The organism is Pseudoroseicyclus aestuarii (assembly GCF_003217255.1).
Classification (GTDB): Bacteria; Pseudomonadota; Alphaproteobacteria; order Rhodobacterales; family Rhodobacteraceae; genus Pseudoroseicyclus; species Pseudoroseicyclus aestuarii.
This window is the reverse complement of record NZ_QJTE01000001.1, coordinates 472,397-498,388: the sequence shown is the minus strand read 5'-3', so window position 1 is coordinate 498,388 and position 25,992 is coordinate 472,397. Positions and strand designations below refer to the sequence as shown.

Below are 25,992 nucleotides of genomic sequence, written 5' to 3'. Positions count from 1 at the left end.
GGCCGCGATCGCCGCCCCAATGACGAAGCGCCTTGACCGAGGCAATAGCAGATATGCCCTGCCCGGACGAAGATTTCGTTACACTGCGATCCGTCGCCAGAAAACGCCGCTCAGGGAAGCAGGAGCGACGCGTCCCCGTAGGAGAAGAAGCGGTAGCGTTCGGCCAGCGCGTGATCGTAGATGCCGCGGACCCGGTCCATGCCCATCAGCGCCGAGACCAGCATCATCAGCGTGGACTTGGGCAGGTGGAAGTTCGTCATCAGCCCATGCGCCACCTGGAAGCGGTAGCCGGGGCGGATGAAGATATCGGTCTCGCCGCGCCAGGGCTGGATGAAGCCGCCCTGCCCCGCCGTCTCGATCAGCCGCAGCGCGGTGGTGCCCACCGCGATGATGCGGCCGCGGGCGGCGCGGGTGGCGGCGATCTGGACAGCCGCCTCCTCCGTCACCTCGCCCCATTCGGCATGCATGCGGTGATCCTCGATCCGGTCGACCTTCACCGGCAAAAAGGTGCCCGCACCGACATGCAGCGTCACGCGGGTAAAACCGATGCCCCGCGCCGCCAGCGCATCGAGCAGCGGCTGGTCGAAATGCAGGCTGGCCGTGGGCGCGGCGACGGCGCCGGGACGGTCGGCCCAGACCGTCTGGTAGTCGGTCCGGTCCTCGTCGTCGGGGGCGCGCTTGGCGGCGATATAGGGCGGCAGCGGCATCGATCCGGCGCGGTCGAGCGCGGCATCGAAGGCCTCGCCCGCTTCGGAAAACCGCAGCACGCCCTGCGCCGCGTCCCGCGCCACGAGCTCGGCCGTCAGCCCCTGCCCGAAATCCACCGTCTCGCCGATCCGCAGCTTCTTGAGCGGCTTGATCATCGCGTTCCAGCAGCCGTCCGCGCGCGGGCCGAGCAACGTCGCCTCGATCCGGGCCTCGGTCTGGCCGGTCTCGCCGCTGCGGCGGCGGATGCCGCTGAGGCGGGCGGGGATCACGCGGGTGTCGTTCAGCACCAGACGGTCGCCGGGGCGCAGGATATCGGGCAGGTCCGCGACGTGGCGATCCTTGATCCCGCTCCCCCCCTCGGCCACCAGCAGCCGGGCCGAGCTGCGCGGCCGCGCCGGGCGGGTGGCGATCAACTCCTCCGGCAGGTCGAAGTCGAAATCTTCGAGCGTGAGGCCGGGCCCGCTCATGGCGCCACCGGCGCCTGGCGGCGGAACAGGTCGCGCAGCGCGCCCGGCGCCAGCGCCGAGAGCGGATTGGCCGAGACGCGGGGCCGCGCGGGGGTGCCGCCCAGCGTGAATGTCACGCCCAGCAGCCCTTCGCCGGCACGGGTCAGCCCCTCGCCGAGCTGGTTCAGAAAGTAGAAGGGAGAGAGCACGCCCTGGAAATCCATTCGTTGAGAACCAAAGGTGTACACGCCGTCCAGCGAAATGCCAAGGCCGGGGCCGGTGGCGCTGGCCTGGCGCAGGGTCACCGTCTCGGGCGTCAGGCGGAAATCGGCCTCTACGTCGTCGAAGACGAGTCCCTGCCCGTCCAGCTGCTGCAGCAGCCCCACCACCGAGACGGCATCGAGAAGCTGCGCCATGACCGGCGCGTCGCGCAGGCGGATGTCGCTGACCGTCAGGCTGCCGTCATAGGTGCCGGCGGCGCCCTCGGGCCGCAGCGTCAGGTCCATCCGCCCGCCGCGCGCCGTCGCGAATAGCCCGGTATCGCGCAGCGCCGCGCCGGCATCGGCGGCCTGCACCCGCACCGCTGTGCCGCGCCTGTCGGGCACCACGAGGCCGGTGATCGGCGTGCCGCCGTTCACGCGCGCGTCGAAGCGGCCCGAGAGCCCGCCCTGCCCGTCGAAGCTGCCGCGAAACTCGGTCAGACCGATGCCGTCGGCGACGCGCAGATCGTCAAGCGCGACCTCGATCGGCCCGCCGTCCTCGCCGCCGCCCTCACCGAACTGCGCCCGCCCGAGGTCGAGCGCGCCGCCGGCGATCTCGATCCCGATGGCCGCATCCGGCCCGCGCCCGCGCAGCGTCACCGGCGCATCGAGCCAGCCGCCGACCTGCAGCCGCGAGAAGCGCGCGCGGTCGAGCTGGCCGCCGGGCGTTAGCGTGACATCGCCCGAGGCGCTCAGCCCCGGCGCCTCGAGCGCCAGCCGCTCGACCCGCGGCGGATCGGCCAGCGCCACCTCGAGCGACAGCGATCCGGGCGTGCCGGCCGGCTTGGACCAGCCGATCTGCGGCAGCGCCAGCGCGACGCCGGCAAGATTGGAATTCGCCGTCAGTCGCGGCTCAGTGGCGAGGTCGAGGCGCACGGCAGCCTGCGCGGCCCCGCTTACGCTGCCCTCGGGCAGGACGACGCCGAACTCCTCCAGCAGCGCCTGGTTCAGGGTTGCCGTGCCCTCGACACGGCCGGGGGTGCCGTCGAAGGGCTGGATATAGAGGCCGTCGAGCGCGGCTGCGCCGATCCGCACGGGCCCCTCGATCCGCAGCCCCTCGTTGTTCGCCTGCGCCTCCAGCCGCTCGGCCGTGAGGCTGCGATCGGGCACGAGGGTCGTGCTTTCGACCTGCGTCAACGCGCCGGCCATGTCCCAGACGATTTCCTCTGGCCGGGGGTCTTCGAGCGGCAGGGTGATCTGCCCGCTGACGCTGGCCTGCCCCGTTGCCAGATCCACCCCCTGCCCGGCGCGCGACAGCGCGGTCAGCGGCTGCTGGTCCAGCAGCGACAGCACCGCCGTCAGACCGCCCTCGGCCCGCAGATCCACCTGCGCCGGGCGGCGCGGCGCCTTGCCGTCCGGGATGGTGAAGCTGCTGCCGGCAAGGTCGATCCGCCCGCCCTCGGGCGGCGCCACCCAGCCCGCCTCGAGCATGGCGCCGAAGCGCCCCTCGCCGGTGCTGACCGTGCCCGCCGCTTCCTCGATCGGGGGCATACCGCGCAGCGCGCGGATGCTGGCGCCCGAGAAGCTGTGCGTCATCGCCAGCATCGGGCCATCGCCGTCCAGCCGCAGCGCGGCGGCAAGGTCGGTGATCCGCGCCTCGGGGCCGATGTTCTCGGCGGCCCAGCGGCGGGCGCCGGGGTTGAGCGTCTCGGGCCAGAACTGCAGCGCGCGGCCCAGCGGAACCGCGTCCACCGCGCCCTCCAGCGCCACGTCCCAGCCGCCGGGGCCGATGTCGATCCGGCCCTGCCCCGAAAGCCGCGCGCCGCTTTCGTCGTCGATCATGCCGACGCTGCCGATCTCGAGCGTCAGCGGCGCCGTGCGCAGCCGCAACTCGGCCCAGCCGTCGCGCAGGGCGACGGGCTCGGGGTAGAGGCCGGCGGGGTTCAGCGACACGGTCGAGAGATCCAACTGCGCAACCAGCGAGGCGGGCCAGCCGGCCTGAACGTCGCGCAGCCAGGCCGCGCCCACCCCCTCGATCCGGCCCCAGTCGCTGTCGACGGCGATGCGGCTGAAATCCAGCGCCGCGCGGGCGGGATCATAGGCGAGGTTCACCTGCGCACCGGAAAAGTCGGCCAGCACCGCCTCGGGCACGTCCACGCCCTCGGCGCCGAAGTGCCCTTCGCCGATCTCGAGGCTGGCGCTGAAGGGGCCCAGCCCGCCCTCGGGCGTGATGCTGCCGCGGATCGCAGCCGAGAGCGGTGCGTCGATCGCGGCCAGCCAGCTGAGCGCCGGGCTCTGGCTGGCGACATCGCCGCTGTAGACCTCGTCGAGGGTAACCGAGACCTGCGCCGATGCCTCGGCCTCGGGCCGGTCGTAGGCAAGCCCCAGCCCTGTGACGCTGCTGCGCCCCGACAGGATGGCCAGCCGCGCCGAGGCGCGGGTGCCGCGCGTCAGGTCGATGTCCAGCGTGCCGCCGTCGACCGTCCAGCTGCGCCCGACCCGCGCGTCGAGGTAGTTCAGCACCAGCCCCTCGGCCTGCAGGCGCTCCAGCGCGGCAAGGGCCGGGCGCTGTGTCAGCCGGTCGATCCGGGCCAGCCCCTCGGCCAGCGCAGAGCTGAGGCCGGTCGCCTCCCGGTTGGCCTCGGGCCCGGCCGGGGGCGCCTCGCTCGGCGCGGCCCCGGCGGCGGGCGACTCGCCCGGGCCGGTGTCGAAGCTGATGCCGATCCGCCCCGCCTCGTCGCGCGCGAGGCTGATCTCGGCGCCCCGGAGCACCGCCTCCTGCACAAGGAACTCGCGCTCCAGCAGCAGGCCCCGCGGGCTGATCTGCGCCTCGATCCGGGGCACGCGCGCGAGGCGCCGGCCCTCGGCATCGCGCAGCTCGACGCCGCGCAGCCGCACCACGGGATGCAGGTCGCGGCGCAGCGTCACGGTGATCTCGTCGAAGGTCAGGCTGCCGCCGGCCAGCATCCGCCCGGCCTGCGCCTCGATCCGGTCCCGCAGCCAGGACGGCGTGCGCAGCTCCTGGTCCAGAAGCAGGAAGGGCAGCACCAGCATCAGAACCACCGGCAGCACCAGCAGCGCGGCCAGCACGCGGCGCAGCGGCCGCCAGCGCGCCCGCGCGATGCGCCGCGCCCGGCGCCGGTCGCGCCGCCGCTCGGGCCCGGTCGGGGCCGCGCCCTCGGACGGGCTGGATTCGGTGTCGGGCTGTTGCATCGGACCGGGGCAGACTAAATCGGAGAAGCCGGATCGGCCATACACACCAAGGAGACGGACCCATGCCACAGACCGCCGAGACCCTTGCCACGGGCGACGAGGCCCCCGATTTCACCCTTCCCGCCGATGACGGCGGCAGCGTCACCCTGTCGGCGCTGCGCGGCGCGCCGGTGGTGCTGTACTTCTACCCCCGCGACGACACGCCGGGCTGCACGACCGAGGCGCAGGATTTCACCGCCCTTCAGGCCGAGTTCGCCGCCGCCGGCATCCGCGTTCTCGGGGTCTCGCGCGACAGCGTGGCCAAGCACGGGCGCTTTCGCGACAAGCACGGCCTGAAGGTCACGCTGCTCGCGGACGAGGAGGCGGAGGTCTGTCAAAGCTACGGCGTCTGGGTCGAGAAGAACATGTACGGCAAGACCAGTATGGGCATCGAGAGGTCGACCTTCCTGATCGCGGCCGATGGTGGGCTGGCCCGCATCTGGCGCAAGGTGAAGGTGCCCGGCCATGCGCAGGAGGTGCTCGAGGCCGCAAGGGCGATCTGACGCCGCGGCCCCCGGCCCCGGCTCCTGCCGCCGCCGAACCCCGGAATCGGCAAGATATTGCCGGTTCCATGCCGTCTCCCGGCGTTTTCCCCCCAGCCTCCGCCAGCCACGTTGCGGGCCGAGGCGCCGCCGGGTTAACAGGCTGTTGCGGCTGAGGCGACGACCTGCGCCCCGGCTGCGTGCAACAAGATGGGGGCAGACGCGTGCCGAAACGGCTGACGCACATGGTGCACACCGCGCTTGAACGGCGCTTTCCGGAACGGCGGCTTTTCCTGAAGTCGGACTCCGAGACGCGGTTCATCCGGCTCCGGCCCGGCATGCAGCTGATCGCCTGGACGGGCGTGTCGCTGACCCTGGCCTGGACCATCGTCGCCTCGGCGATCCTGCTCATGGACAACATCGGCGCCGGCAATGTCCGCGCCCAGGCCGAACGCGATCGCCAGGTCTACGAGGACCGGCTGAACGCCCTGGCCAGCGAGCGCGACATGCGCGCCGCCGAAGCCGCCGCCGCGCAGCAACGCTTTGCCTCCGCGCTGCAGCAGGTCTCGGTCATGCAAAGCGAGCTCCTCGGCTCCGAGGATCGCCGCCGCGAGATGGAGACCGGCCTCGAGGTGGTGCAGGCCACGCTGCGCCGCGCCATCCTCGAGCGCGAGACGGCCGAGGCGCGCATCGCCGAGCTCGATGCCGTCGAAGGCGGCGCCCTTGCCGCTGCCGCCGACGAATCGACCCTCGCCCAGCTGGACATCCTTGCCGACGCGCTGGCCGAGACCGCCGCGCAGCGCGACGCCATGGCGCAGGACGCCGACCTCGCCGGCGACCAGGCCGCCGAGCTGCAGCTGGAGCTGCGCCTGACCAACGAGCGCACCGCCGAGATCTTCGAGCAGCTCGAAGAGGCGATGGAAGTCTCGGTCGAGCCGCTGAACGAGATGTTCCGCGCCGCCGGGATGGATCCCGACAACATGATCCGCACCGTGCGCCGCGGCTACAACGGCGTCGGCGGCCCGCTGACCCCGCTGAGCTATTCGACCATGGGCGGCGGCGCCGATCCGGTGACGGACCGCGCCAACGCGATCCTGAACAAGCTGGACGACATCAACCTCTACCGCATCGCCGCGGAGAAGGCGCCCTTCAGCATGCCGGTGCTGGACCGCTACCGCATCTCCAGCACCTTCGGCAGCCGCTGGGGCCGGATGCACGAGGGCGTCGACATGGCGGCCCCCACCGGCACGCCGATCTACGCCACCGCCGATGGCGTCATCATCCAGGCCGGCTGGGCCTCCGGCTATGGCCGCCTGATCAAGATCCAGCACGAGTTCGGCATCGAAACCCGCTACGGTCACCTGAGCGAGATCGACGTTCAGGTCGGGCAAAGGGTCTCGCGCGGGGACCATATCGGTGATATGGGAAGTACCGGACGCTCTACCGGACCGCACCTGCATTACGAGGTCCGAGTCGGGGGCACTCCCGTCAACCCGATGACCTACATACGAGCTGGACAAGATGTTTTCTAAGAGCAAGATCAACGAGCCCGGACCGAAAGCAGCCGAAGGGGGTCAGCCCGTGCCCGAAACCGCCGGAAAGCCCGCCTCGCCCGCGCCTGCGCCCGCCTATGGCGGCGGCGCGCCCAAGGCGAAACCGCCGGCCTCGGTGCTCTCGGCGGACCTGCACATCAAGGGCAACATCAAGACGACTGGCGACGTGCAGATCGAGGGGCAGATCGACGGCGACATCCGCGCCCACCTGCTGACCGTCGGCGAGAACGCCACCGTCAAGGGCGAGCTCGTCGCCGACGACGTGGTGATCAACGGCCGGATCATCGGCCGCGTGCGCGGTCTCAAGGTGCGGCTCACCTCCTCGGCGCGGGTCGAGGGCGACATCATCCACAAGACCATCGCGATCGAGAGCGGCGCGCATTTCGAAGGCTCCGTCCAGCGCCAGGAAGATCCGCTCAGCACCTCTGGCGCGCAGAAGACGCTGCCCAAGCCGACGCCGAGCGAAGCGGCCGAATAGGCACGACCGGACGATCGATCCTTGCGGGGCGCCATGGGGCGCCCCTTTTTCGTATCTGCCTTAAGGTCGGGCGGCGTGGCGGCGGAGACCGGGGCCTCCGGCGGGGATATTTTCAAAGAGAAGAGAGGGGGGGCGCGCCGTCAGGCGCTGGCGCTGGCCTTGAGCTGCGCGAGACGCGTGCGGTTGAGGCCAATCGGCTGCCCGTCCGGCCCGAAGGGTGCGCGGAAGGTGAAGTGCGCCGGGCCGGGGCCGTGATCGTGCAGGCGCTCCAACCGCGAGGCGCCCTCGGCCCAGTGCGGATACCCCTCCCCCTCGTGCCACCAGAGGACCAGGGGCGGCCAGCGCGGCTCTTCGAACCATTCGCGGCCGCGGCGCAGCGCGGCCTGGTGCAGGCCGGTGTAGGTGAAGCAGAAGATCGATTCGAGGTCCTGCCAGAGCGAGAGCGTGGCCGGTGACCAGCCGTCGCCGCGTTCCTCGTAGAAGCGGGGGTAGATCTCCGAGCCCCAGGGGTCGGGACCGGGATCGGAGGCATAGCCCGAGCGGGCGATGAGCCCCGGCGCCCTGTCGACGGTCTCGAAGATCGGCCCGTTGAGCGCATCGAAGGAGGCATTGGCCGGATCATCGGCCCGCCGCGCGAACATCCCAAATGTATAGAGCGCGAGCGCCACTGCCGCCTCCTGCGTCCCATCCTACCCCGAGATGGCACGACGCTACGGAAAGGGCCAGAGCGGCGGCGGCGATCACTCCTCGGCCGTGGCCTCGGCGCGGCTCTTGCCCGAGACCTGCCCGGCGAGGGTCGCGGCCATGAAGCCGTCGAGATCACCGTCGAGCACGCCGCCGGTGTCCGAGGTCTCGTGCCCGGTGCGAAGGTCCTTCACCATCTGGTAGGGCTGCAGCACGTAGGAGCGGATCTGGTTGCCCCAACCGGCGCTGCCCTTCGCCTCGTGCTGGGCGTTGATCTCGGCGTTCCGGCGGTCGAGCTCCATCTGGTAGAGGCGCGATTTCAGCGCCTTCATCGCGATGTCACGGTTCTGGTGCTGCGACTTCTCGGAGCTGGTGACGACGATGCCGGTCGGCAGGTGGGTGATCCGCACCGCCGAGTCGGTGGTGTTGACGTGCTGGCCGCCCGCGCCCGAGGAGCGGTAGGTGTCGAGGCGAATGTCGTTCGCAGGCACCTCGATCTCGATGTTGTCGTCGACGACCGGGTAGACCCAGATCGAGGCGAAGGAGGTCTCTCGCGTGCCCTTGCCGAAGGGCGAGATGCGCACCAGCCGGTGCACGCCGCTCTCGGATTTCAGCCAGCCGTAGGCATTGGGGCCGCTGATCTTGTATGCGGCGGACTTGATGCCTGCCTCGCCCCCCGCTTCCTCGGACTGCAGCTCCACCTCGTAGCCATGCGCCTCGGCCCAGCGGACATACATCCGCTGCAGCATCTGCGCCCAGTCGCAGGCCTCGGTGCCGCCGGCGCCGGCGTTGATCTCGAGGAAGGTGTCGTTGCCGTCGGCCTCGCCGTCGAGCAGCGCCTCGAGCTCCTTCTGGGCGGCGCGCTCGTGGACGGAGCGCAGGGCGGCCTCGGCCTCGGTCACGACCTCCTCGTCGCCCTCGGCCTCGCCCATCTCGATCAGCTCGGCATTGTCCTCGAGCTCGCGGCTCAGCCCCTCGTAGGTGCCGATGCGATCAACCAGCATCTGACGCTCGCGCATCAGCTTCTGCGCGGCGGCGGGATCGTCCCAGAGCGTCGGATCCTCGACCCTTGCGTCGAATTCCTCGAGCCGGTGCTTGGCGGTATCCCAGTCCATGCGCCGGGCCAGAAGCTCCAGCGACTTGCGGATATCGGCGATGATGCTTTGCGTCTCGGCGCGCATGGGGGACCTTCCAGGGAGTGTCGGCTGCGTGAGGGGCGAGATAGCCTCTTGCGGCGGGCGTCACAAGGTCGCGGCGCTCAGCCGGCCGGCGTCTCGACAGAGACCTCGACCACCGTGGTCCGTTCGGCGCTTCGGCCGCGATGCGCAATCATCGCCGCTTCAACCCCCTCGGGCGAAGCGCTTAGGTAGCGGCTTGGCTGAGCCGCGGCGGAGTAGCGCGCGGAGCGGGCGCCCCTCCTGCCCGCGCGCTCAGTACAGCCCGCCCGAGCTGAGCGTGCCGAAGCTGGCGTTGGGGCCGACGGTCACGGTGTTGCCCTCCGAGGTTTCGACCTGGCGGGTGTTCTGCTGCGCCTCGTTGTAGAGCGGCAGGTCGGAGGCCATGGCGAAGCCGCCGTCGAAGGTCACGCCGAAGAGCGGCTCTTCCCCGGCGCGGAAGCATTCGCGCTGCACGTTCTCGCCCGAAGCGCCGTCGGGCATCCGGGCGCCGGTGTAGCGGTCGATGTTGATGAAGCGGCAGCCCTGCGGCACCGGGAACTCGCTGCCGCCGAAGCGCTCGACCGCGTGGCGCATGAAGGTCTGGAAGACCGGCCCGCAGGTGCCCCCGCCCGAGGCGCCGCGGCCCAGCGGGCGCGGGTTGTCGAAGCCGATGTAGCAGCCCGCCACGATGTTCGAGGTGAAGCCGATGAACCAGACGTCGCGGGCGTCGTTGGTCGTGCCGCTCTTGCCGGCGACGGGCACGGGCAGCGAGATGCCGCGCCCGGTGCCGCGCTGGATCACGCCCTGCATCATCGAGGTCAGCTGGTAGGCGGTGACGTCGTTCATGATCCGGTCGCGGTTCGACATGATGCGCGGCCCCTCGCCGCGCGGCCATTCGGGCACCGCGCAATCGAGGCAGGCGCGGGTGTCGTGGCTGTAGACGGTATTGCCGTTCCGGTCCTGCACCCGGTCGACCAGCGTCGGCTCCACCCGCTCGCCGCCATTGGCGAACATCGCGTAGGCCGCGACCATCTTGTAGAGCGTCGTCTCCTGCGCGCCGAGCGCGTTCGACAGGAAGGGCGAGAGGTCGTCGTAAACGCCGAAGCGCTCCGCGTAGCGGGCGACAGTGTCCATGCCGACCTCCTGCGCGAGGCGGATCGTCATGATGTTGCGCGACTGCTCGATCCCGGTGCGCAGCGGCGTCGGCCCGTAGAAGCGGTTCGAAGCGTTCATCGGCCGCCACATGCCCTGCGGCGTGTTGATCTCGATCGGGGCGTCGACGACGATCGAGGCGGGGGTGAAGCCCGAGTCCAGCGCCGAGGCATAGACGAAGGGCTTGAAGGAGGAGCCGGGCTGCCGCATCGCCTGCGTGGCGCGGTTGAAGACCGAGTACTGGTAGGAAAAGCCGCCCTGCATCGCCAGAACGCGGCCGGTGTTCACGTCCATCGCCATGAAGGCGCCCTGCACGCGCGGCACCTGCCGCAGCGTCCAGCGGAGGAAGCTGCCGTCCTCGTCCGAGGTCATGCGGCGGACCATCACCACATCGCCGACCTCGAAGGTCTCGAAGAAATCGCCGGGCAGCCAGGCGATGTCCTCGCGCGGGACATCGGTGGGGCCGCTGTCCGGCCCGCCCTCGAGCGGCACGCCCTCGACGCCCAGGCGCAGCACCTGGTCCTCGATGCCCAGCACCACCGCCGGCAGCCAGGGCCCATCGAGCGCGATGTCGCGCGGCACGCGGGTGCTCGACAGGGCGGCGCGCCAGGCCTCTTCGCTTTCGAGGGCCTCTGGCTCAAGCGCCTTGCCGGTGCCGCGCCAGCTGCCCTGCTGGCGGTCGTAGCGTTCGAGCGCGGCCTGCAGCGCCTGCGCCGCCTCGGTCTGCAGGTCGGCATCGACCGTGGCGCGGATCGCGAGGCCGCCGGAAAAGAACTCCTCCTCGCCGAATTCGGCCGAGAGCTGGCGGCGGATCTCGTCGCTGAAGTAGTCGCGCGGCGGCAGGGCGCTGCGGAAGCTCTCGTAATCGCCCGCCTGCACCGTCTCGAGCGGCTCCTCGCGCTGCGCCTCATAGGTCGCCTCGTCGATCCAGCCGTCTTCCCACATCCGCCGCAGCACGTAGTTGCGCCGGTTCACCGCGTCCTCGTGGTCGTAGACCGGGTGCAGGTTGCCGGGCCGCTGCGCCAGCGCCGCGAGATAGGCGGCCTCGCCCGCGCTCAGCTGGCTGAGCGGCTTGTTGTAGTAGCTTTGCGCCGCGGCGGTGACGCCGTAGCTGTTCTGGCCGAGGAAGATCTCGTTCAGGTACAGCTCGAGGATGTGATCCTTGTCGAGCGCGTTCTCGATCCGCACGGCAAGGATGATCTCCTTGATCTTGCGCTCGACCGTGCGGTCGGCGTTCAGCAGGAAGTTCTTCATCACCTGCTGCGTGATGGTCGAGGCGCCGCGCAGGTCGGCGCCGCGGGTGCGCACCGCATCGGCAAAGGCCGCCGCCATGCCGCGCACGTCGAAGCCGGGGTGGGTGTAGAAATGCTGGTCCTCGGCGCTGACGAAGGCATGCTGCACCAGCGGCGGAATCTCCTCGATCTGGGTGAAGAGGCGCCGCTGCGTGGCGAATTCATCGATGATGCGCCCGTCGGCGTTGTAGATCCGGCTGATCGTCGGCGGCGAGTAGCTCGACAGCGTCTCGGTCGAGGGCAGATCGCGGCCGTAGACGAAGAAGATCGCGCCCAGGGCCACCGCCCCCATCGCAAGGCCAAGCGTCAGCATCGAGAAGATGCCGCCGAAGAACGACAGAACGAAGCGCAGCAAGGGGGATCTCCAGGCAGGGAAGTGCCTGGCTTATAGGGTGCGGGGGCTTGGCGGTCAAAAGACAAACCCGTGCAATCGGCGGCACCCGGCCCGCGCCCCGCTCACCTTGGCGCGAGGCGGGGCGAAAGGCGGATCTAGCGGCGCAGAAGCGGTGCCCGCGCGGCCTCCTCTGCCGCCCAGACCTGCACCGCGCGCGTCATCCCGGCAACAATCGGCGCGCGCCCCTGCGGAGTGGAGAGCGCGGCGCGGTCCGCGGGGTCGGAGAGGAAGCCCGTCTCGACGAGGACCGAGGGGATATCGGCCGCCAGCAGCACCGCGAGCAGCGCCACGCGGTGGGCATGGTCGTTCACCGATGCGCCGGCCTCGCGCAGGCCGTCGACGACGGCATTCGCCAGACGCGCCGATTGCGGCGAGGTCTGCACCCGCGCCAGATCCATCAGCGCCGTGGCGACCGTGTCGTCCTGCCCCGTCAGGTCCAGCCCGCTGAGAAGGTCCGCCGGGTTGTGCCGCTCGGCCATCCGCTCGGAGGCGCCGTCCCGGCCCGCGGCCGACAGGGTATAGACCGAGGCGCCGGAGGCCTCGTCCTCTTCCAGCGCATCGGCATGGAGCGAGATCAGCAGATCTGCGCCGCCCTCGCGCGCGCGGGTGATCCGATCCTCCAGCGGGACGAAGACATCGCTCTCGCGCGTCAGAACTACCCCCAGACCGGCGCGGCGCATGGCCTCGCCCAGCTCCTGCGCGAGGGTGAGCATCAGGTCCTTTTCCGACAGCCCCGCCCGCTGCGCGCCGGGATCGCGGCCGCCGTGGCCGGGGTCTATCGCCACGGTCAGCGGGCCCGGTTCGGGCCTTTCGGGCTGGCCGGGTGCCGCCTGCGCCGGCTCCGGGCGGGCGGCCTCGGCGAAGGCCTCGGCGCTCACGGGACGCAGGCTGGCGCGCAGCCGGGCCGCGCCGGAGCGCGCGACGCGCATCTCGGCCTGCTCGATCAGCAGCGGCTCGGCCAGGTCGAGCACCAGCCGGCTCCAGCCCGGCGCGCCGCGCCCGGCCCGCAGCGCGACTCCCCGCCCCGGCGCAAGGATACCCTCCTCCAGCGGCGAGAGATCCAGCTCCGACAGCTCCACCACCAGCCGCCGGGGCGCGTCCAGCAGGTAGAGGCGCCAGGGCACCGCCTGGTCCAGCGCCAGATCGAGCGCGAGGCCCCGCCCCTCGTCGGCGATCCGGCTCTCGCCCGGCTCAAGCCGCGCGAGGCCCGAGAACTCCTGCGCCCGCGCGGCGCCAGTCAGCAGCGCCAGCAGCACCAGCACCAGCCCGGCAAGACGGCGGAGCGCCAACCCCTGCATCAGCCGCGCCCCTTCAGGAAGGCCTCGATCCGCCGCAGCCCCTCTTCGATCTCCTCGGTGCCGCGCGCGTAGGAAAAGCGCATCCAGCGATGCCCGCGCGCCTTGTCGAAATCGAGGCCCGGCGTCGCCGCCACCCCCGCCTCGCGCAGCATCTCCTGCGCGAAGGCGAGGCTGTCCTCCGTATAGGCGCTGACATCAGCGTAGATGTAGAAGGCGCCGTCGGGCGGGGCGATGCGCGGCAGGCCGGCGCGGGCCAGCCCCGCGACCATCAGGTCCCTGTTGCGGGCATAGGTGGCGGCATTCGCCTCCAGCTCCTCGGGGCAGTCCATCGCGTGCAGGGCAAGGCGCTGGCTGGCATGGGGCGGGCAGATGAAGAGGTTCTGCGCCAGCCGCTCGACCATGCGGACCTGCGCCTCGGGCACCACCATCCAGCCGACACGCCAGCCGGTCATCGAGAAGTACTTGGAGAAGGAGCCGATGACATGGACCTCGTCCGTCACCTCGAGCGCGCTGGTCCCGCGGGCGCCGATGCCGTGGTAGATCTCGTCCGAGATCAGCGCCGCATCCGCCGCCTCGCAGGCCTGCGCGAGGGCCGAAAGCTCCTCTCGCCCCAGCATGGTGCCGGTGGGATTGCCCGGCGAGGCGGCGATCAGCCCGTCGAGGCCGGCGACATCCTCGGGGCGCGGCTGCATCCGCGCCTCGAGCGTCGTGGGGATCGCCACGGGCTGCAGCCCCAGCGCCGTCAGGATCTGCCTGTAGGAGGGGTAGCAGGGCTCCCCCAGCCCGACCCGCGCCCCTTCGTCGAAAAGCGCCGAGAAGCTGAGCAGGAAGGCCCCCGAGGCGCCGGAAGTGACGATCACCCGCGCGGGATCGATGTCGACGCCGTACCACTCGCCATAGTGGCGGGCGATGCGGGCGCGCAGTTCGGGCAGGCCGAGAGCGACGGTATAGCCCAGCGGGCCCGCGCGCATGTCCGCCTCCAGCCTTTCGAGCGCGGCCTTCGGCGCGCCGCTGCCGGGCTGGCCCACTTCCATGTGCACGATGCTGCGGCCGCCCTCCTCTTCGCGGCGCGCGGCTTCCATCACGTCCATCACGATGAAGGGATCGACCTCGCTTCGGCGCGATCTGCGCATCGGATTCTCCTTGTATGGGCGGCAATCTCGGGCTTGCTGCCCTTGTTTCGCCCCGCGCGCCCGCGGTCAATGCGGGCCTTGGCAGCCTGCCGCGATTGTGCTCTGTGACCCGCACCGGCCACAGGGAGACCGCCATGCGCATCCGCACCAGCCTGACCGCCCTCGCCCTCGCGATTGCCGGGGCAGCGCCCCTGCCCGCCGCGGCGCAGCAGATGGACTTCGAGGGCATGAGCAGTGCCGAGCGCGAGGCTTTCGGCGCCGAGGTCCGCACCTATCTGCTGGAGAACCCCGAGGTGCTGATGGAGGCGATCTCCACCCTCGAGGACCGGCAGACGCAGGCCCAGGCGCAGGCCGTCGGCGATGCCATCGCCTCGAACGCCAATGCGATCTACGCCAGCGAGACCGACTGGACCGGCGGCAACCCCGAGGGGGACGTCACGCTGGTCGAATTCTTCGACTATCGCTGCGGCTACTGCCGCCGCGCCTTCCCCGAGATCGAGGAACTGGTCGAGACCGACGGCGACATCCGCCTCGTGCTCAAGGAATTCCCGATCCTGGGCGAGCAATCGGTCCTTGCCTCGCGCTTTGCCATCGCGGTGCGGCAACTGCATGGGGACGAGGCCTACAAGGACACGCATGACGCCCTGCTGACGATGCGCGGCGATGTCGGCGAGGCGAGCCTGTCGCAGCTGGCCGAGGCGCTGGACCTCGATCCCGCGCCGATCCTCGAGGCGATGACCGGCGACGAGGTCACCGAGGTGATCGAGGCGAACTACGCCCTTGGGCAGGCCCTGCAGATCAACGGCACGCCCAGCTTCATCATGGGCGATCAGCTGATCGGTGGCTACCTGCCGCTGGGCCAGATGCAGGCGCTGGTGGACCAGACGCGCGAGGACTGAGGCGCGGGCCTAGCTTTCCGTCCCCTCGGGATCGCGGGTGATATCCTCGGCCGTCTGCCGGGGCCGGGTGTCCTCTCCGGCGATGATGCGCTTGGCGCCATGGTGGCGTTCGAGCCGGGCGTCATGGGTTTCCACCAGCTCGCGGATATCGCGCTCGACATGATCGGGAACCGGCAGGATCTCCCTGTTCAGGCCTTTCGCGATCTCGGCATCGAAGCGGACGCGGGCGAACATCGGGAAGTGGTCCGAGCCGACGAAGCGCCCGCGCTCGTAGGAGACCATGGCGGCCTGCTGCGTCAGGTAGAACTGGTCAATCGGCAGGCGCATCCACCAGCGCCGCGCATCAAAGCTGGGCATCGGCCCGCGCCCGATCCGCGCGTCGAGGAACCCGCCGCCCTGCTTGAACTGATGCGCCGCGCGGGACCATGCGACGGTGTTGAAATCGCCCATGGCGACGACAGGCTCGTCGCTGTCGCCCGCATAGCGCGCGGCATAAAGCACCTCGGCGTCGCGGGTCATGGTGTCCTGCCCCGGCACGGGCGGGACGGGATGCAACCCGATGAAGCGGAAGGCCGTACCGTCCGGGGTCCGCAGGCGGGCAAAGGCGGTCGGCGTGTCATCCTCGGTCATCAGGACGAACTGCGCCGTCTCGACCTTGAGCCGCGTGGCCAGCACCATGCCGTAGCAGTTGTCCAGCGGGTAGCGCAGGATGAAGTCGTAGCCCGCAAGCGCCGGCTCCATCGCGTCGATCCAGGCCTGGTCGGTCTCCATCAGCAGCACGACGTCCGGATCGAGGCGCCGGATCTCGTTTGCGACGTCCTCCTTGCGCTCGTTCTGCATCAGCACGTTCGAGGCGAGGAAGCTGACCGTTCCCGGCCCCTCCGGCGCCCGCTTCATCTCACGCGGCATGAGCGGCGTGTAGGGCACGCACCAGATCGCCTGCGCGCCGAGGCTGACGGCGGTGATCGCCGCGGCCAGCCAGTCTATGTAGGTCTGGCCGTAGCCGGCGAAGGCCATCCAGACCGTGGCGACAAGGAGCGGGATCGCGATCACCGCGACCTGCATGCGCGGGAACTCCGAGGCACGAACCCACCAGCGCGGCGATTTCGACAGCGGCAGGAAGGTGACGACCGCCAGAAGGATCGACAGCGCGAGAAGGCAATAGGTGACGACGGTCAGGGTCATGGGCTCTTTCGGGTCTGGGCGCGGCGGGCGGGCAGCAGCAGCGGGTACGACCCAACCTTACCGCGATTCTGCGACCAAATGAAAACGGCCGCCACAAGGCGGCCGTTCCCAAAAGAAAATGGCTGGTTTGCCGGGACTTAACGCCCGACGTAAACGATGTTGCGCTCCGGCCCGACGACGACCTGCTGCCTGTTGACGTTGGCATAGCTGTAGTCGCTGTCCGGAATCGGCGTCAGCACCACGTCCTCGGGCACGCCGGCCCCGATCACCACCTCACCCTCGAGGTAGATCGGATCGATGGGGTTGTCGTTGACATAGGTCAGCTCGCCGTTCTCGAACTCGACGCTGGTGCCGTCGGTCGTGCCGTCACCGGGCGAGACGAGCGCGCCGTTCACGGTGACCGCGCCATCGGGCAGCTCGGGGTCGTAGGTCACGGTCGCGATGTCGAGGCCGGCCTCGTTCTGGTAGATCACCGTCGGCGATCCTTCGGCCTCGGCCGAGAGATAGCCGCCGGAGGCCCAGCCCGTGGTGCCGTCATAGGTGACTTCGCACCAGGTGCTGCCCTCGGTGCAGCCCATGAGGTCGGCGGTCTCGCCGTTGGGGATGAAGCCGACCACGTCGTAGCCGACGCCGGCGCCGGAGCGGATGTTGAGATCGGTGGTCGCCGTTGCGCTGGTCACGGTCTGAGCGAGCGCGGGAACGGCGAGCAGGCTGCCCGTCAGCAGGGCGGCGGTGGCGACAGTCTTGCGGAACATGATGTCTCTCCAATCATGCGCCGACCTGGTGCCGGCGCTGTATTGAAGAGCAAACGCCCGACCACCCCCGCCCGATCCCTCGGGCCGGGGGCATCGGCATCATTCCGCAGCGACACTGTCCTTTGCCTGCGCCTCGGCGGCGCGGTCGGCCTCGATCTGCTCGGCCTTCTTTTCCACCTGCTCAACGATGTGGTCGATCATCTGGTCATTGGACATGCGGTGCGACTGCTTGCCGGCGAGATAGACCATGCCGTTGCCCGCGCCGCCGCCGGTGAAACCGACATCGGTCAGCAGCGCCTCGCCGGGGCCGTTCACCACGCAGCCGATGATCGACAGGCTCATCGGCGTCTTCACATGCTCCAGCCGCTGCTCGAGCGCCTCGACCGTCTTAATGACGTCGAAGCCCTGACGCGCGCAGGAGGGGCAGGAGATGATGTTGACGCCCCGGTGCCGCAGGCCGAGCGCCTTGAGGATCTCGAATCCGACCTTCACCTCTTCGACAGGATCGGCGCTGAGGCTGACGCGCAGCGTGTCGCCGATGCCCATCCACAGCAGGTTGCCCATGCCGATCGCGCTCTTGATCGTGCCGGTGGTCAGCCCCCCCGCCTCGGTGATGCCGAGGTGGATGGGCGCATCGGTGGCCTCGGCGATCTGCTGGTAGGCCGCGGCGGCGAGGAAGACGTCAGAGGCCTTCACGCTGATCTTGAACTCGTGGAAGTCGTGGTCCTGCAGGATGCGGATGTGATCGAGCGCGCTTTCCGTCATCGCCTCGGGGCACGGCTCTCCGTATTTCTCCAGCAGGTGCCGCTCGAGGCTGCCGGCATTGACGCCGACGCGGATCGAGCAGCCGTAATCCTTGGCCGCCTGCACGACCTCGGCCACGCGGCGGGCATCGCCGATGTTGCCGGGGTTGATCCGCAGGCAGGCGGCGCCGGCCTGCGCGGCCTCGATGGCGCGCTTGTAGTGGAAGTGGATGTCCGCAACGATCGGCACCGGGCTCTCGCGCACGATCTCGTGCAGGGCGGCGCTGCTCGCCTCGTCGGGGACAGAGACGCGGACGATGTCGGCGCCGGCATCGGCGGCGGCCTGCACCTGCGCGATCGTGCCGGGGATATCGGTGGTCAGCGTGTTGGTCATCGTCTGCACGCTGATCGGCGCATCGCCCCCCACGGGGACGGAGCCGACCATGATCTTGCGCGATGGCCGACGCTCGATGGTGCGCCAGGGACGAACGGCTCCGAGGGACATGGTATTGCTCCGGTATCGCGGGGACGCGCGCGGAGAGCGGGCGCCCTATTCTGTCAGGTCGGCCTGCGCGATGTTGACGATCTGCTGCAGGTCGCTGTCTTGGCTCATGTCCGCTACTTGGTAGCTTGCGGTCAGATTGTCCACCGACAGTGCCAGATCCGAAGTCACCGCACCGCGATCACCGATCGGGCCGTAATGCGTTCCGGCGACCTGGAAGTAGAGCGCGCCGCTGTCGCCGACGCGGATCGTCGGCGCCTGCTCCAGCGCCGGCACCTGCCAGGTATCGCCCTTGTGCATCGTCGCCTCGTAAAGCGTCGTCCCGTCCGAGCTGCGCACACGCACCCAAGCGTCCCGCACCGCGACGAGGGACAGGCCGGGCCGCCCATCGGCGGTGACCTGCACGCTGCCGGCCTGCGGCGTCAGGGCCGGATTGCCGATCACGCCGGCGAGGACGGCGTCGACCCCCTCCTGCCCCTGCGCGACCGCGGGCAGCAGCGGCGGATTGCGCGGCAGCTGGTCCATGCCGGCGACCATCGGGCCGGGCATCGGCGGCTCGACCACCGGCTCCTGCGGGGCCTGCGCCACGAGACGCGGGCTAAGCGTCGAGATCGGGCCGTCGCGGGCCACCATGACCGGCACGTCCAGCGCCTCGGGCCGGTAGAGGCGGTCCAGCAACTCGGGCGAGGCGGGCTGCGCCTCGGCCATCTGAAGGGCGCCCTCGCCCCGCTGCGCATTGCCGGCGAGCGGATCGACATCGGCCACGACGGTGGGCGGCTGATCGACCGGCGCGAGGGTGACCTTCTGCACCTCCTGCAGCAGCGTCCAGCCGCCGTAGCCCAGCCCGCCGATCAGCGCCGCCAGCACGAGGATGGAGCCGACGGCCCGCGGCTCGATCCCCGAGAGCAGGCGCTCTCCGGCGGGGATGAAGGGGGTCGCGCTGTCGGTGAAGATGTCGCGCCCCATGGCGCTGTAGCTGACCTGCGCGTCGCGCGACGGCCGCACGGCCGAGGCGGCGGCGGACATGCCATGCGCCGTGACGAAACCGCTTTCACGGCAGAAGACGCGAAAGGCCTCGTCCGGGTCCATGTCGAGATAGCGGGCGTAGGAGCGGACGTAGCCGGCGATGAAACCGGGGGTATCGAAAGCCGTGGGATCGGAATTCTCGATGGCCGCGATATAGGCGGCCTTGATCTTCAGCTCGCGCTGGACGTCCAGCAGGCTCTTGCCCATGGTCGCCCGCTCACCGCGCATCATGTCGCCGAGCTTCAGCTCGAAATCGTCGAACCCTCTGGCATCAGCGCTCACCTCTTCGGCATCATTCCCGTGCCTGAAGCCTCGCCCGATCATCGCGACGTCCCGTAGCTGCCCTGTGCCGAAGCGTGCCGGCCCGTCCCGTCCCGGACGAATCCCGAAGCACGCTTAGGCCCGATTTAACACAGCGGAAGGAGACCTGCGACCGCAGAAAGCGAGTCACCCCGCCAGTTCAGCGCGATTCAGCGCACAATGCGACCATAGCGCATCAAGGGCATGAACCAGTGCGTCCATTTCACGCGGACCGTGCACGGGAGAGGGCGTAAATCGCAGCCGCTCGGTGCCGCGGGGCACTGTCGGATAATTGATCGGCTGCACGTAGATGCCGTGATCTTCCAGCAGCATGTCCGATATCAGCTTGGTATGCTTGGGATCCCCGACGATCAGCGGCACGATATGGCTGCCGTGATCGATGATCGGCAGACCCAGCCCCTTGAGCCGGGTCTTGAGGATGCTCGCCTGCGTCTGGTGCCGCTCGCGCAGGGCAGAATCGGTCTTCAGATGCGCGACGCTGGCCGCGGCCCCCGCCGCAACGGCGGGCGGCAGCGAAGTGGTGAAGATGAAGCCGGGCGCATAGGAGCGGATTGCATCGACCATGCGTGCGCTGGCGGCGACATAGCCGCCGTGCACGCCGTAGGCCTTGCCGAGCGTGCCGTTGATCATGTCGATCCGGTGCGCCAGGCGATCCCGCTCGCTCACGCCGCCGCCGCGCGGGCCGTACATGCCCACGGCGTGCACCTCGTCGAGGTAGGTCATCGCGCCGAATTCCTCGGCCAGGTCGCACAGCGCCTCGATCGGGCCGAAATCGCCGTCCATCGAATAGACGCTCTCGAAGGCGATCAGCTTGGGCGCCGCGGGATCGTCCGCCTCGAGCAGGGCGCGCAGATGCTCCACGTCGTTGTGGCGGAAGACGCGCTTGGCGCCGCCGTTGCGGCGAATGCCCTCGATCATGCTGGCGTGGTTGAGGGCGTCCGAATAGATGATCAGCCCCGGAAACAGCTTCGGCAGGGTCGAGAGCGCGGCGTCATTGGCGATGTAAGCGCTGGTGAACAGCAGCGCCGCTTCCTTGCCGTGCAGATCCGCAAGCTCGGCCTCGAGCCGGTTGTGATAGACCGTGGTGCCCGAGATGTTGCGCGTCCCGCCCGATCCGGCGCCGACGGCATCGACCGCCTCGTGCATCGCCTCGAGGACCGCCGGATGCTGGCCCATGCCGAGGTAATCGTTGCCGCACCAGACCGTCACCGGCCGCTGGGTCCCGTCAGAGCGGTGCCAGGTGGCGTGCGGGAACTGTCCCTGCTTGCGCGCGATGTCGATGAAGGTCCGATACCGGCCCTCGGCGTGAAGCCGCTCGAGCGCGGCATCTAGCTGGGCGTTGTAGTCCACGGCGCTGTCCTTGTCTTCTGGCGTGCCCTTCGGGGGCAGCTGGCGGTCCCGGCGCGCCGCCGGGTCTTGCAGTCCCGGTGTTATAGACAGCCGCCCGCCGGAGCAACACGCCACAAAATGTCGCATTCGCCGGAACGCCCCGCGGCGCCCCTGCGAAGCGGCGTCTGGACACCGCCGCTGGCCCCCCTACCCTCGCGCGCGAAGCAAGACCCAGGAGCCTGCCCATGACATCATCCGATACCGACCCGCGCCTCGAGCCGGTCCTCGACCGCATCGATCAGCAGATGGACGCGGCGCTCGAGCGGCTGCAGGCGCTGATCCGCATCCCCTCGATCTCGACCGATCCGGCGCACAAGGCCGATTGCCAGCAGGCCGCCGAATGGCTGGCCGAGGAACTGCGCGGCATCGGCTTCGAGGATGCGGCCCCGCGCCCGACGCCGGGCCATCCGATGGTCATGGGCACCGCCGGCACCGGCGAGCGGCACCTTCTGTTCTACGGCCATTACGACGTGCAGCCGGTCGATCCGCTGGATCTCTGGGACCGCCCGCCCTTCGAGCCCGAGATCAAGGACGGCCCGCGCGGCAAGATCATCACCGGGCGCGGCTCCTCCGACGACAAGGGCCAGCTGATGACCTTCGTCGAGGCCTGCCGCGCCTGGGTCGCGGTGCATGGCAGCCTGCCGGTCAAGGTCACGATGTTCTTCGAGGGCGAGGAGGAATCGGGCTCCCCGTCGCTGATTCCCTTCCTCGAGGAGAACCGCGAGGCGCTGACCGCCGATGTCGCGATGATCTGCGACACCGACCTCTTTCAGGGCGAGCGTCCGGCGATCACCACCATGCTGCGCGGCCTGCTGGGCGAGGAGGTGACGATCACCGGCCCGAACCGCGACCTGCATTCGGGCATGTTCGGCGGCGCCGTCATCAACCCGATCCGCGTGCTGTCAAAGGTCATCGCCGGGCTGCATGATGACGAGGGGCGGATCACCGTCCCCGGCTTCTACGACGGCGTGCCCGAGGTGCCCGAGCATATCGCCGCTCAATGGGCGGAGCTCGGCTTCCGGGAGGCGGAGTTCCTCGGCGATGTCGGCGTCAGCGTCCCGGCGGGCGAGCAGGATCGCAGCGCGCTGGAAATGCTCTGGTCGCGCCCGACCTGCGAGGTCAACGGCATCTCCGGCGGCTACGAGGGCGCGGGCTTCAAGACGGTCCTGCCCTCCAAGGCCAGCGCCAAGATCAGCTTCCGGCTGGTCGGCGATCAGGACCCGCACGCGATCCGCGAGAACTTCCGCGCCTACGTGCAATCCGTGCTGCCGGCCGATTGCTCGGTCAGCTTCGCCGAGCACGGCGCCTCAAAGGCGAGCGTGATGTCGACGCAGAACCCGGCCTTCGAGCTGGCGCGTCAGGCGCTCTCGGACGAATGGCCGAAGGAGGCCGCCTTCACCGGCACCGGCGGGTCGATCCCCGTCGCGGGCTACTTCAACACGATCCTCGGGATGGACGCGATGCTGATCGGCTTTGCCCGCGAGGACAACCTGATCCACAGCCCGAACGAGAAATACGACCTCGACAGCTTCCAGCACGGCGTGCGCAGCTGGGCGCGCATCCTCGCCGCCCTCTCGCGCGAGAGCTGAGGGCGCAGCCCAAGGCCTCTGCGCCCCGGGACGCATAACCGAAGGGCCGGGTGCGACAGCGCCCGGCCCTTTGTCTTGCGGCGTCAGGCCTGCCGGTCAGACCCGCGCGGCAGGCAGGGCCTCCGGCTGGATCGCGCAGGCACCGGTGCCGCCGATGCCGCCCTCGGGCGGGCAGGTCCTGAACTGCGCCGGGGGCGAGCAGGCGCTGAGTGCGAGGAGCGCGGCAAGGATAAGGGCTTTACGGATCATGTTGGTCTGTCCCGGGTCCTGAGGTCTTGAAGAAATAGCCGCCGGCGCGGAAGCGCTGCTGCCCCTCGGCGCTCTGCGGCAGGGCGCGCACCATGCTGTCCAGCTCTTCCACCAGCCGGGTCATGCCGGCGCGGTAACGCTCTTCGAGCGTCGCGATCGCCTCGGGCGAGAGCCCGTCGTAATGCACCGCCATGTCGTAGTTGCCGGCCTCGCCGAGGACATTGGAGACGGCCGCCGAGAGGTGGTCCCCGACATTGTCGGCAAGGTAACCCAGCTGCTCTTCCGATCCCGGAAGCGGCTGGTAGCTGCGCGTGGTCAAGCTGGCCCGCCCCGCCTCTTCGGTGACGGCGCCGCTCTCGATCAGCAGGTCGAGGAAGGTTCTTGGATGAACGTCCTGCCGCACGCTGCGCGCGAGCGCGGTGAAGCTGCCCGCCTCGCCTTGGATCGGCAGGCCAGCGGGGTCGTAGGCCGGGTCGTCCCACCAACGCGAGATGATCTCGGCCAGCGGCTGGCGTGGCGGCTGCTCCGGCGCCTCCTCGCGGCGCAGCCGTGCGATGTCGCGCCGCTGCAAGCCGGTCATCACGCTGATCCGGCTGTCGGTCATCGCCCCCTCCCCGCCTGAGGTCGCGGCGGCGATATAGGCCTGCCGCAGCCGCCGCTCCACCGCCGGGAAGAGCCATCCCTTGCGGACGGCGAGGCGGGCCAAGGGGGAGAGGATCGGGTCGAGCCAGTGCATATGTGCATCTTGCACACTCACCCTTGACAGGGCAAGGCGCAGGCTGGAATGTGCATTATGCACACGCACCTCTCAGCCACCCAGACCCGCACCGGAGTTCCCAAATGAAAATCCTCCTGATCGCCTGCCTCGCCGCCTGTCTCGGCGGCTGTTCTGCCCCGAATTTCGTCGGGGATGCCGCGCCGATTTCCCAAGTCGAGGAGACGCCGGACCGCTTCGAACTACCCGCCCGCTTCGCGCTGGCGCGCAGCGTCTATGGCCATGCGATCCCTGCGGGGGCCGATGAGGCGGCGCTCTGGACGGACCTTGCCGAGCGCGCGTCGAGCCTCGGCAGCTTCACGCCCCTCGTCTCCTCCGGGATGCCCTCCGCCAGAGGAGGCACCGCCGCCCTGATCGAGACCGCGCGGCAGCAGCGCTACGCCTACCTGATCCTGCTCCGCATGCAGCCCGAGACCGGATCGGCCGATATCGTCCTTTATCACACCGCCTCGGGCGGGGTGATGGCGACGGCGCAGGCGGTCTCGCCCGCCGGCGGGCGGCGCGGCTTCTGGGGCGGCCCGATCCGCAACCCGGCCCAGCTGGAGCGGGTGACGGCGGACATCGCGCAGGCCGCGCTGCCTGTGGTCGAGGAGATGCTGCGCGGGATCGCCCGGCGCCCGGGCTAACCCGGCGCCGGGGCCGAGCGGCCCTAGCGCCGCTCGCCGTCCACCCGGAACCAGCAGTAGCCGTAGGGCGTCATGGCGATGCGGTTGTCGGCCTCCAGCGCCTCTCCGGCATCGCCCATGAGCGGCACGAGGTGCGAGGCACCATCGAGCGGCGCCTGCACCTCCTGCGGCTGATCGGACAGGTTGTGCAGCGTCAGCACGCGCCCGCCGCGCCAGCTGCACACGAGGCCCAGCACGCAATCGGGCAGCCCCACGATGATCTCGGTCTCGCCCCAGCCGATCTCGGGACAGGCGCGGCGGGTGCGGATCAGGTGCTGCACCTGCGTCAGAAGGCTGCCGGCCCGGCCACGCTGGCTGGCGACGTTGGTTTCGTGGTAGCCCATCGGCCCATCCTCGACCACCGGACGCACGAGGTCGGTGCCGTCGAAGGAAAAGCCCGCGTGGCGCTCGTCGGCCCATTGCATCGGCGTGCGGACCGCCTCGCGCTCTTCCAGCGACAGATCCTCGCCCATGCCGATCTCGTCGCCGTACCACATGACCGGCGTGCCCGGCAGCGCCAGCATCAGCGAATGCGCCATCTTCAGCCGTTCGGTATCCCCGCCCAGCATCGGCGCCAGCCTGCGGCGCAGGCCGCGCCCGTAAAGCTGCATGTCCTTCTCGGGGCCGAAGGCGTCGAAGACCTCCTGCCGCTCGTCATCGCTCAGCTTGTCGAGGCTCAGCTCGTCGTGGTTGCGCAGGAAGTTCGCCCATTGCGCCTGCCCCGGCACCTTCTGCGGCCGGCTGCGCAGCGCCTCGGCGATGGGGCGGGCATCGGCACGCGCAAAGGCGAGCCACATCGCCTGGTTGGCCGGGAAGTCCAGCAGCATGTGCAGCCGCTCCTCGGTGCCGTTCTCGTGGCCGCCGAAATAGCCCGGCGCCTTGTCGCGGGTGATGTTCGCCTCGGCCATGAAGATGCCGCCGGCGCGGCGCCAGGACAGGAAATCGCGCATCTCGGTCAGAAGCAGCAGCGGATCGCGATCCGGCTCTTCGTCGAGGCCCTCGTATTCGATCAGGAAGGGGGCGGCGTCGATGCGGAAGCCCCAGACCCCCAGCTCCAGCCAGTAGCCCATGATCTTCATGATCTCCTCCCGGACGGCCGGGTTCGAGATGTTGAGATCGGGCTGGTACTTGTAGAAGCGGTGCATGTACCAGGCATCGCGCGTCTCGTCGTGGGTCCAGACCGCGTCCTGCACGCCCGGGAAGACGATGCCCTTGGTGATGTCCTTGGGCTTCTCCTTCGACCAGACGTAGAAATCGCCGTAGGGGCCGTCGGGGTCCTCGCGGCTGGCCTTGAACCAGGGATGCTCGCTCGAGGTGTGGTTCACCACGAGGTCGATGATCACCTTGAGGCCGCGGTCCCGCGCCTCGCGCGAGAAGGCGACGAAGTCGCCGGGGCTGCCGAGCCGCTCCATCACGCCGTAGAAATCCGAGATGTCGTAGCCGTTGTCGCGGTTCGGGCTGGGATAGAAGGGATTGAGCCAGACGCAGGTCACGCCCAGCGCCTCGAGATGGTCGAGGCGGTCCGTCAGACCCTGAAAATCGCCCCAGCCATCGCCGCTTGCATCCATGAAGGATTTCACGTCGAGGCAGTAGATCACCGCGTTCTTGTACCAAAGATCCATCATGGGCCGAGCCTTTCGGGGTTTCCTGCCCGCCGCGAGATAG

General features: G+C 69.8%; 21 protein-coding genes. 6 read left to right on the top strand and 15 right to left on the bottom strand.

Annotated elements, in window-relative coordinates:
- Positions 1-110: 110 nt before the first annotated feature.
- Complete coding sequence (gene queA, locus DFP88_RS02300) at positions 111-1,175, bottom strand: tRNA preQ1(34) S-adenosylmethionine ribosyltransferase-isomerase QueA (protein ID WP_110812817.1); 1,065 nt, start codon at positions 1,173-1,175, stop codon at positions 111-113.
- A complete protein-coding gene (locus tag DFP88_RS02295) occupies positions 1,172-4,567 on the bottom strand; it encodes an AsmA-like C-terminal region-containing protein (protein WP_110812816.1) in 3,396 nt (1,131 codons plus the stop codon). Before DFP88_RS02295 ends, queA begins: the two co-directional genes overlap by 4 nt.
- 62 nt (positions 4,568-4,629) lie before the next feature.
- On the opposite strand from DFP88_RS02295, the gene bcp reads away from it, so the two are divergent.
- The 3 genes from bcp to DFP88_RS02280 all read left to right on the top strand — a co-directional run bounded on the left by bcp (position 4,630) and on the right by DFP88_RS02280 (position 7,119).
- Positions 4,630-5,109: a thioredoxin-dependent thiol peroxidase gene (gene bcp, locus DFP88_RS02290; protein ID WP_110812815.1), complete on the top strand. Its 480-nt coding sequence runs from the start codon at positions 4,630-4,632 to the stop codon at positions 5,107-5,109.
- A 203-nt stretch (positions 5,110-5,312) separates the two neighbouring features.
- On the top strand, positions 5,313-6,620 hold the full coding sequence (locus DFP88_RS02285) for a M23 family metallopeptidase (protein WP_245904638.1): 1,308 nt from the start codon (positions 5,313-5,315) through the stop codon (positions 6,618-6,620).
- A complete protein-coding gene (locus DFP88_RS02280) occupies positions 6,610-7,119 on the top strand; it encodes a bactofilin family protein (RefSeq protein ID WP_110812813.1) in 510 nt (169 codons plus the stop codon). Before DFP88_RS02285 ends, DFP88_RS02280 begins: the two co-directional genes overlap by 11 nt.
- Positions 7,120-7,259: 140 nt before the next feature.
- On the opposite strand, the gene DFP88_RS02275 is transcribed toward DFP88_RS02280, so the two are convergent.
- From DFP88_RS02275 to DFP88_RS02255, 5 genes are all read right to left on the bottom strand, one after another.
- Positions 7,260-7,787, bottom strand: a complete 528-nt coding sequence (locus DFP88_RS02275) for a DUF3291 domain-containing protein (protein WP_110812812.1) — start codon at positions 7,785-7,787, stop codon at positions 7,260-7,262.
- Positions 7,788-7,859: 72 nt separating this feature from the next.
- Positions 7,860-8,984, bottom strand: coding sequence for a peptide chain release factor 2 (gene prfB, locus DFP88_RS02270; RefSeq protein WP_110812811.1), 1,125 nt, complete (start codon positions 8,982-8,984; stop codon positions 7,860-7,862).
- A gap of 249 nt (positions 8,985-9,233) precedes the next feature.
- Positions 9,234-11,759: a penicillin-binding protein 1A gene (locus tag DFP88_RS02265; RefSeq protein WP_110812810.1), complete on the bottom strand. Its 2,526-nt coding sequence runs from the start codon at positions 11,757-11,759 to the stop codon at positions 9,234-9,236.
- 134 nt (positions 11,760-11,893) lie between these two features.
- Entirely contained in the window at positions 11,894-13,096 is a 1,203-nt protein-coding gene (locus DFP88_RS02260) for an N-acetylmuramoyl-L-alanine amidase (RefSeq protein ID WP_110812809.1), read from the bottom strand.
- Positions 13,096-14,229, bottom strand: coding sequence for a pyridoxal phosphate-dependent aminotransferase (locus DFP88_RS02255; RefSeq protein ID WP_110812808.1), 1,134 nt, complete (start codon positions 14,227-14,229; stop codon positions 13,096-13,098). Before DFP88_RS02255 ends, DFP88_RS02260 begins: the two co-directional genes overlap by 1 nt.
- A 134-nt stretch (positions 14,230-14,363) precedes the next feature.
- On the opposite strand from DFP88_RS02255, the gene DFP88_RS02250 reads away from it, so the two are divergent.
- Positions 14,364-15,128: a DsbA family protein gene (locus DFP88_RS02250; protein ID WP_110812807.1), complete on the top strand. Its 765-nt coding sequence runs from the start codon at positions 14,364-14,366 to the stop codon at positions 15,126-15,128.
- 9 nt (positions 15,129-15,137) lie between these two features.
- On the opposite strand, the gene DFP88_RS02245 is transcribed toward DFP88_RS02250, so the two are convergent.
- The 5 genes from DFP88_RS02245 to hemA form a co-directional block, all read right to left on the bottom strand.
- Entirely contained in the window at positions 15,138-16,313 is a 1,176-nt protein-coding gene (locus DFP88_RS02245) for an endonuclease/exonuclease/phosphatase family protein (protein ID WP_110812806.1), read from the bottom strand.
- A gap of 137 nt (positions 16,314-16,450) precedes the next feature.
- On the bottom strand, positions 16,451-17,068 hold the full coding sequence (locus tag DFP88_RS02240; protein WP_110812805.1) for an SH3 domain-containing protein: 618 nt from the start codon (positions 17,066-17,068) through the stop codon (positions 16,451-16,453).
- 99 nt (positions 17,069-17,167) lie between these two features.
- The gene (gene ispG, locus DFP88_RS02235) at positions 17,168-18,316 is read right to left on the bottom strand and encodes a flavodoxin-dependent (E)-4-hydroxy-3-methylbut-2-enyl-diphosphate synthase (protein ID WP_110812804.1); all 1,149 of its coding nucleotides are present in this window, start codon (positions 18,314-18,316) and stop codon (positions 17,168-17,170) included.
- Positions 18,317-18,361: 45 nt separating this feature from the next.
- Complete coding sequence (locus DFP88_RS02230; protein WP_110812803.1) at positions 18,362-19,663, bottom strand: helix-turn-helix domain-containing protein; 1,302 nt, start codon at positions 19,661-19,663, stop codon at positions 18,362-18,364.
- Positions 19,664-19,786: 123 nt separating this feature from the next.
- Entirely contained in the window at positions 19,787-21,010 is a 1,224-nt protein-coding gene (gene hemA / locus DFP88_RS02225; RefSeq protein WP_110812802.1) for a 5-aminolevulinate synthase, read from the bottom strand.
- A 224-nt stretch (positions 21,011-21,234) separates the two neighbouring features.
- On the opposite strand from hemA, the gene DFP88_RS02220 reads away from it, so the two are divergent.
- On the top strand, positions 21,235-22,638 hold the full coding sequence (locus tag DFP88_RS02220; RefSeq protein WP_110812801.1) for a dipeptidase: 1,404 nt from the start codon (positions 21,235-21,237) through the stop codon (positions 22,636-22,638).
- Between the two features lie 96 nt (positions 22,639-22,734).
- Here the strand turns inward: DFP88_RS02220 and DFP88_RS16965 are convergent, their stop codons facing one another.
- Together DFP88_RS16965 and DFP88_RS02215 are read right to left on the bottom strand one after the other, a co-directional pair.
- Positions 22,735-22,887: a hypothetical protein gene (locus tag DFP88_RS16965; RefSeq protein WP_181418539.1), complete on the bottom strand. Its 153-nt coding sequence runs from the start codon at positions 22,885-22,887 to the stop codon at positions 22,735-22,737.
- Positions 22,877-23,623, bottom strand: coding sequence for a DUF6502 family protein (locus DFP88_RS02215; RefSeq protein WP_110812800.1), 747 nt, complete (start codon positions 23,621-23,623; stop codon positions 22,877-22,879). Before DFP88_RS02215 ends, DFP88_RS16965 begins: the two co-directional genes overlap by 11 nt.
- Before the next feature lie 104 nt (positions 23,624-23,727).
- Between DFP88_RS02215 and DFP88_RS02210 the strand changes: the two genes are divergently transcribed.
- The gene (locus DFP88_RS02210) at positions 23,728-24,288 is read left to right on the top strand and encodes a hypothetical protein (protein ID WP_110812799.1); all 561 of its coding nucleotides are present in this window, start codon (positions 23,728-23,730) and stop codon (positions 24,286-24,288) included.
- Between the two features lie 23 nt (positions 24,289-24,311).
- Here the strand turns inward: DFP88_RS02210 and DFP88_RS02205 are convergent, their stop codons facing one another.
- Positions 24,312-25,952 (bottom strand): alpha-amylase family protein, encoded by a 1,641-nt coding sequence (locus DFP88_RS02205; protein WP_110812798.1) that lies wholly within the window; start codon positions 25,950-25,952, stop codon positions 24,312-24,314.
- Between the last annotated feature and the right edge of the window lie 40 nt (positions 25,953-25,992).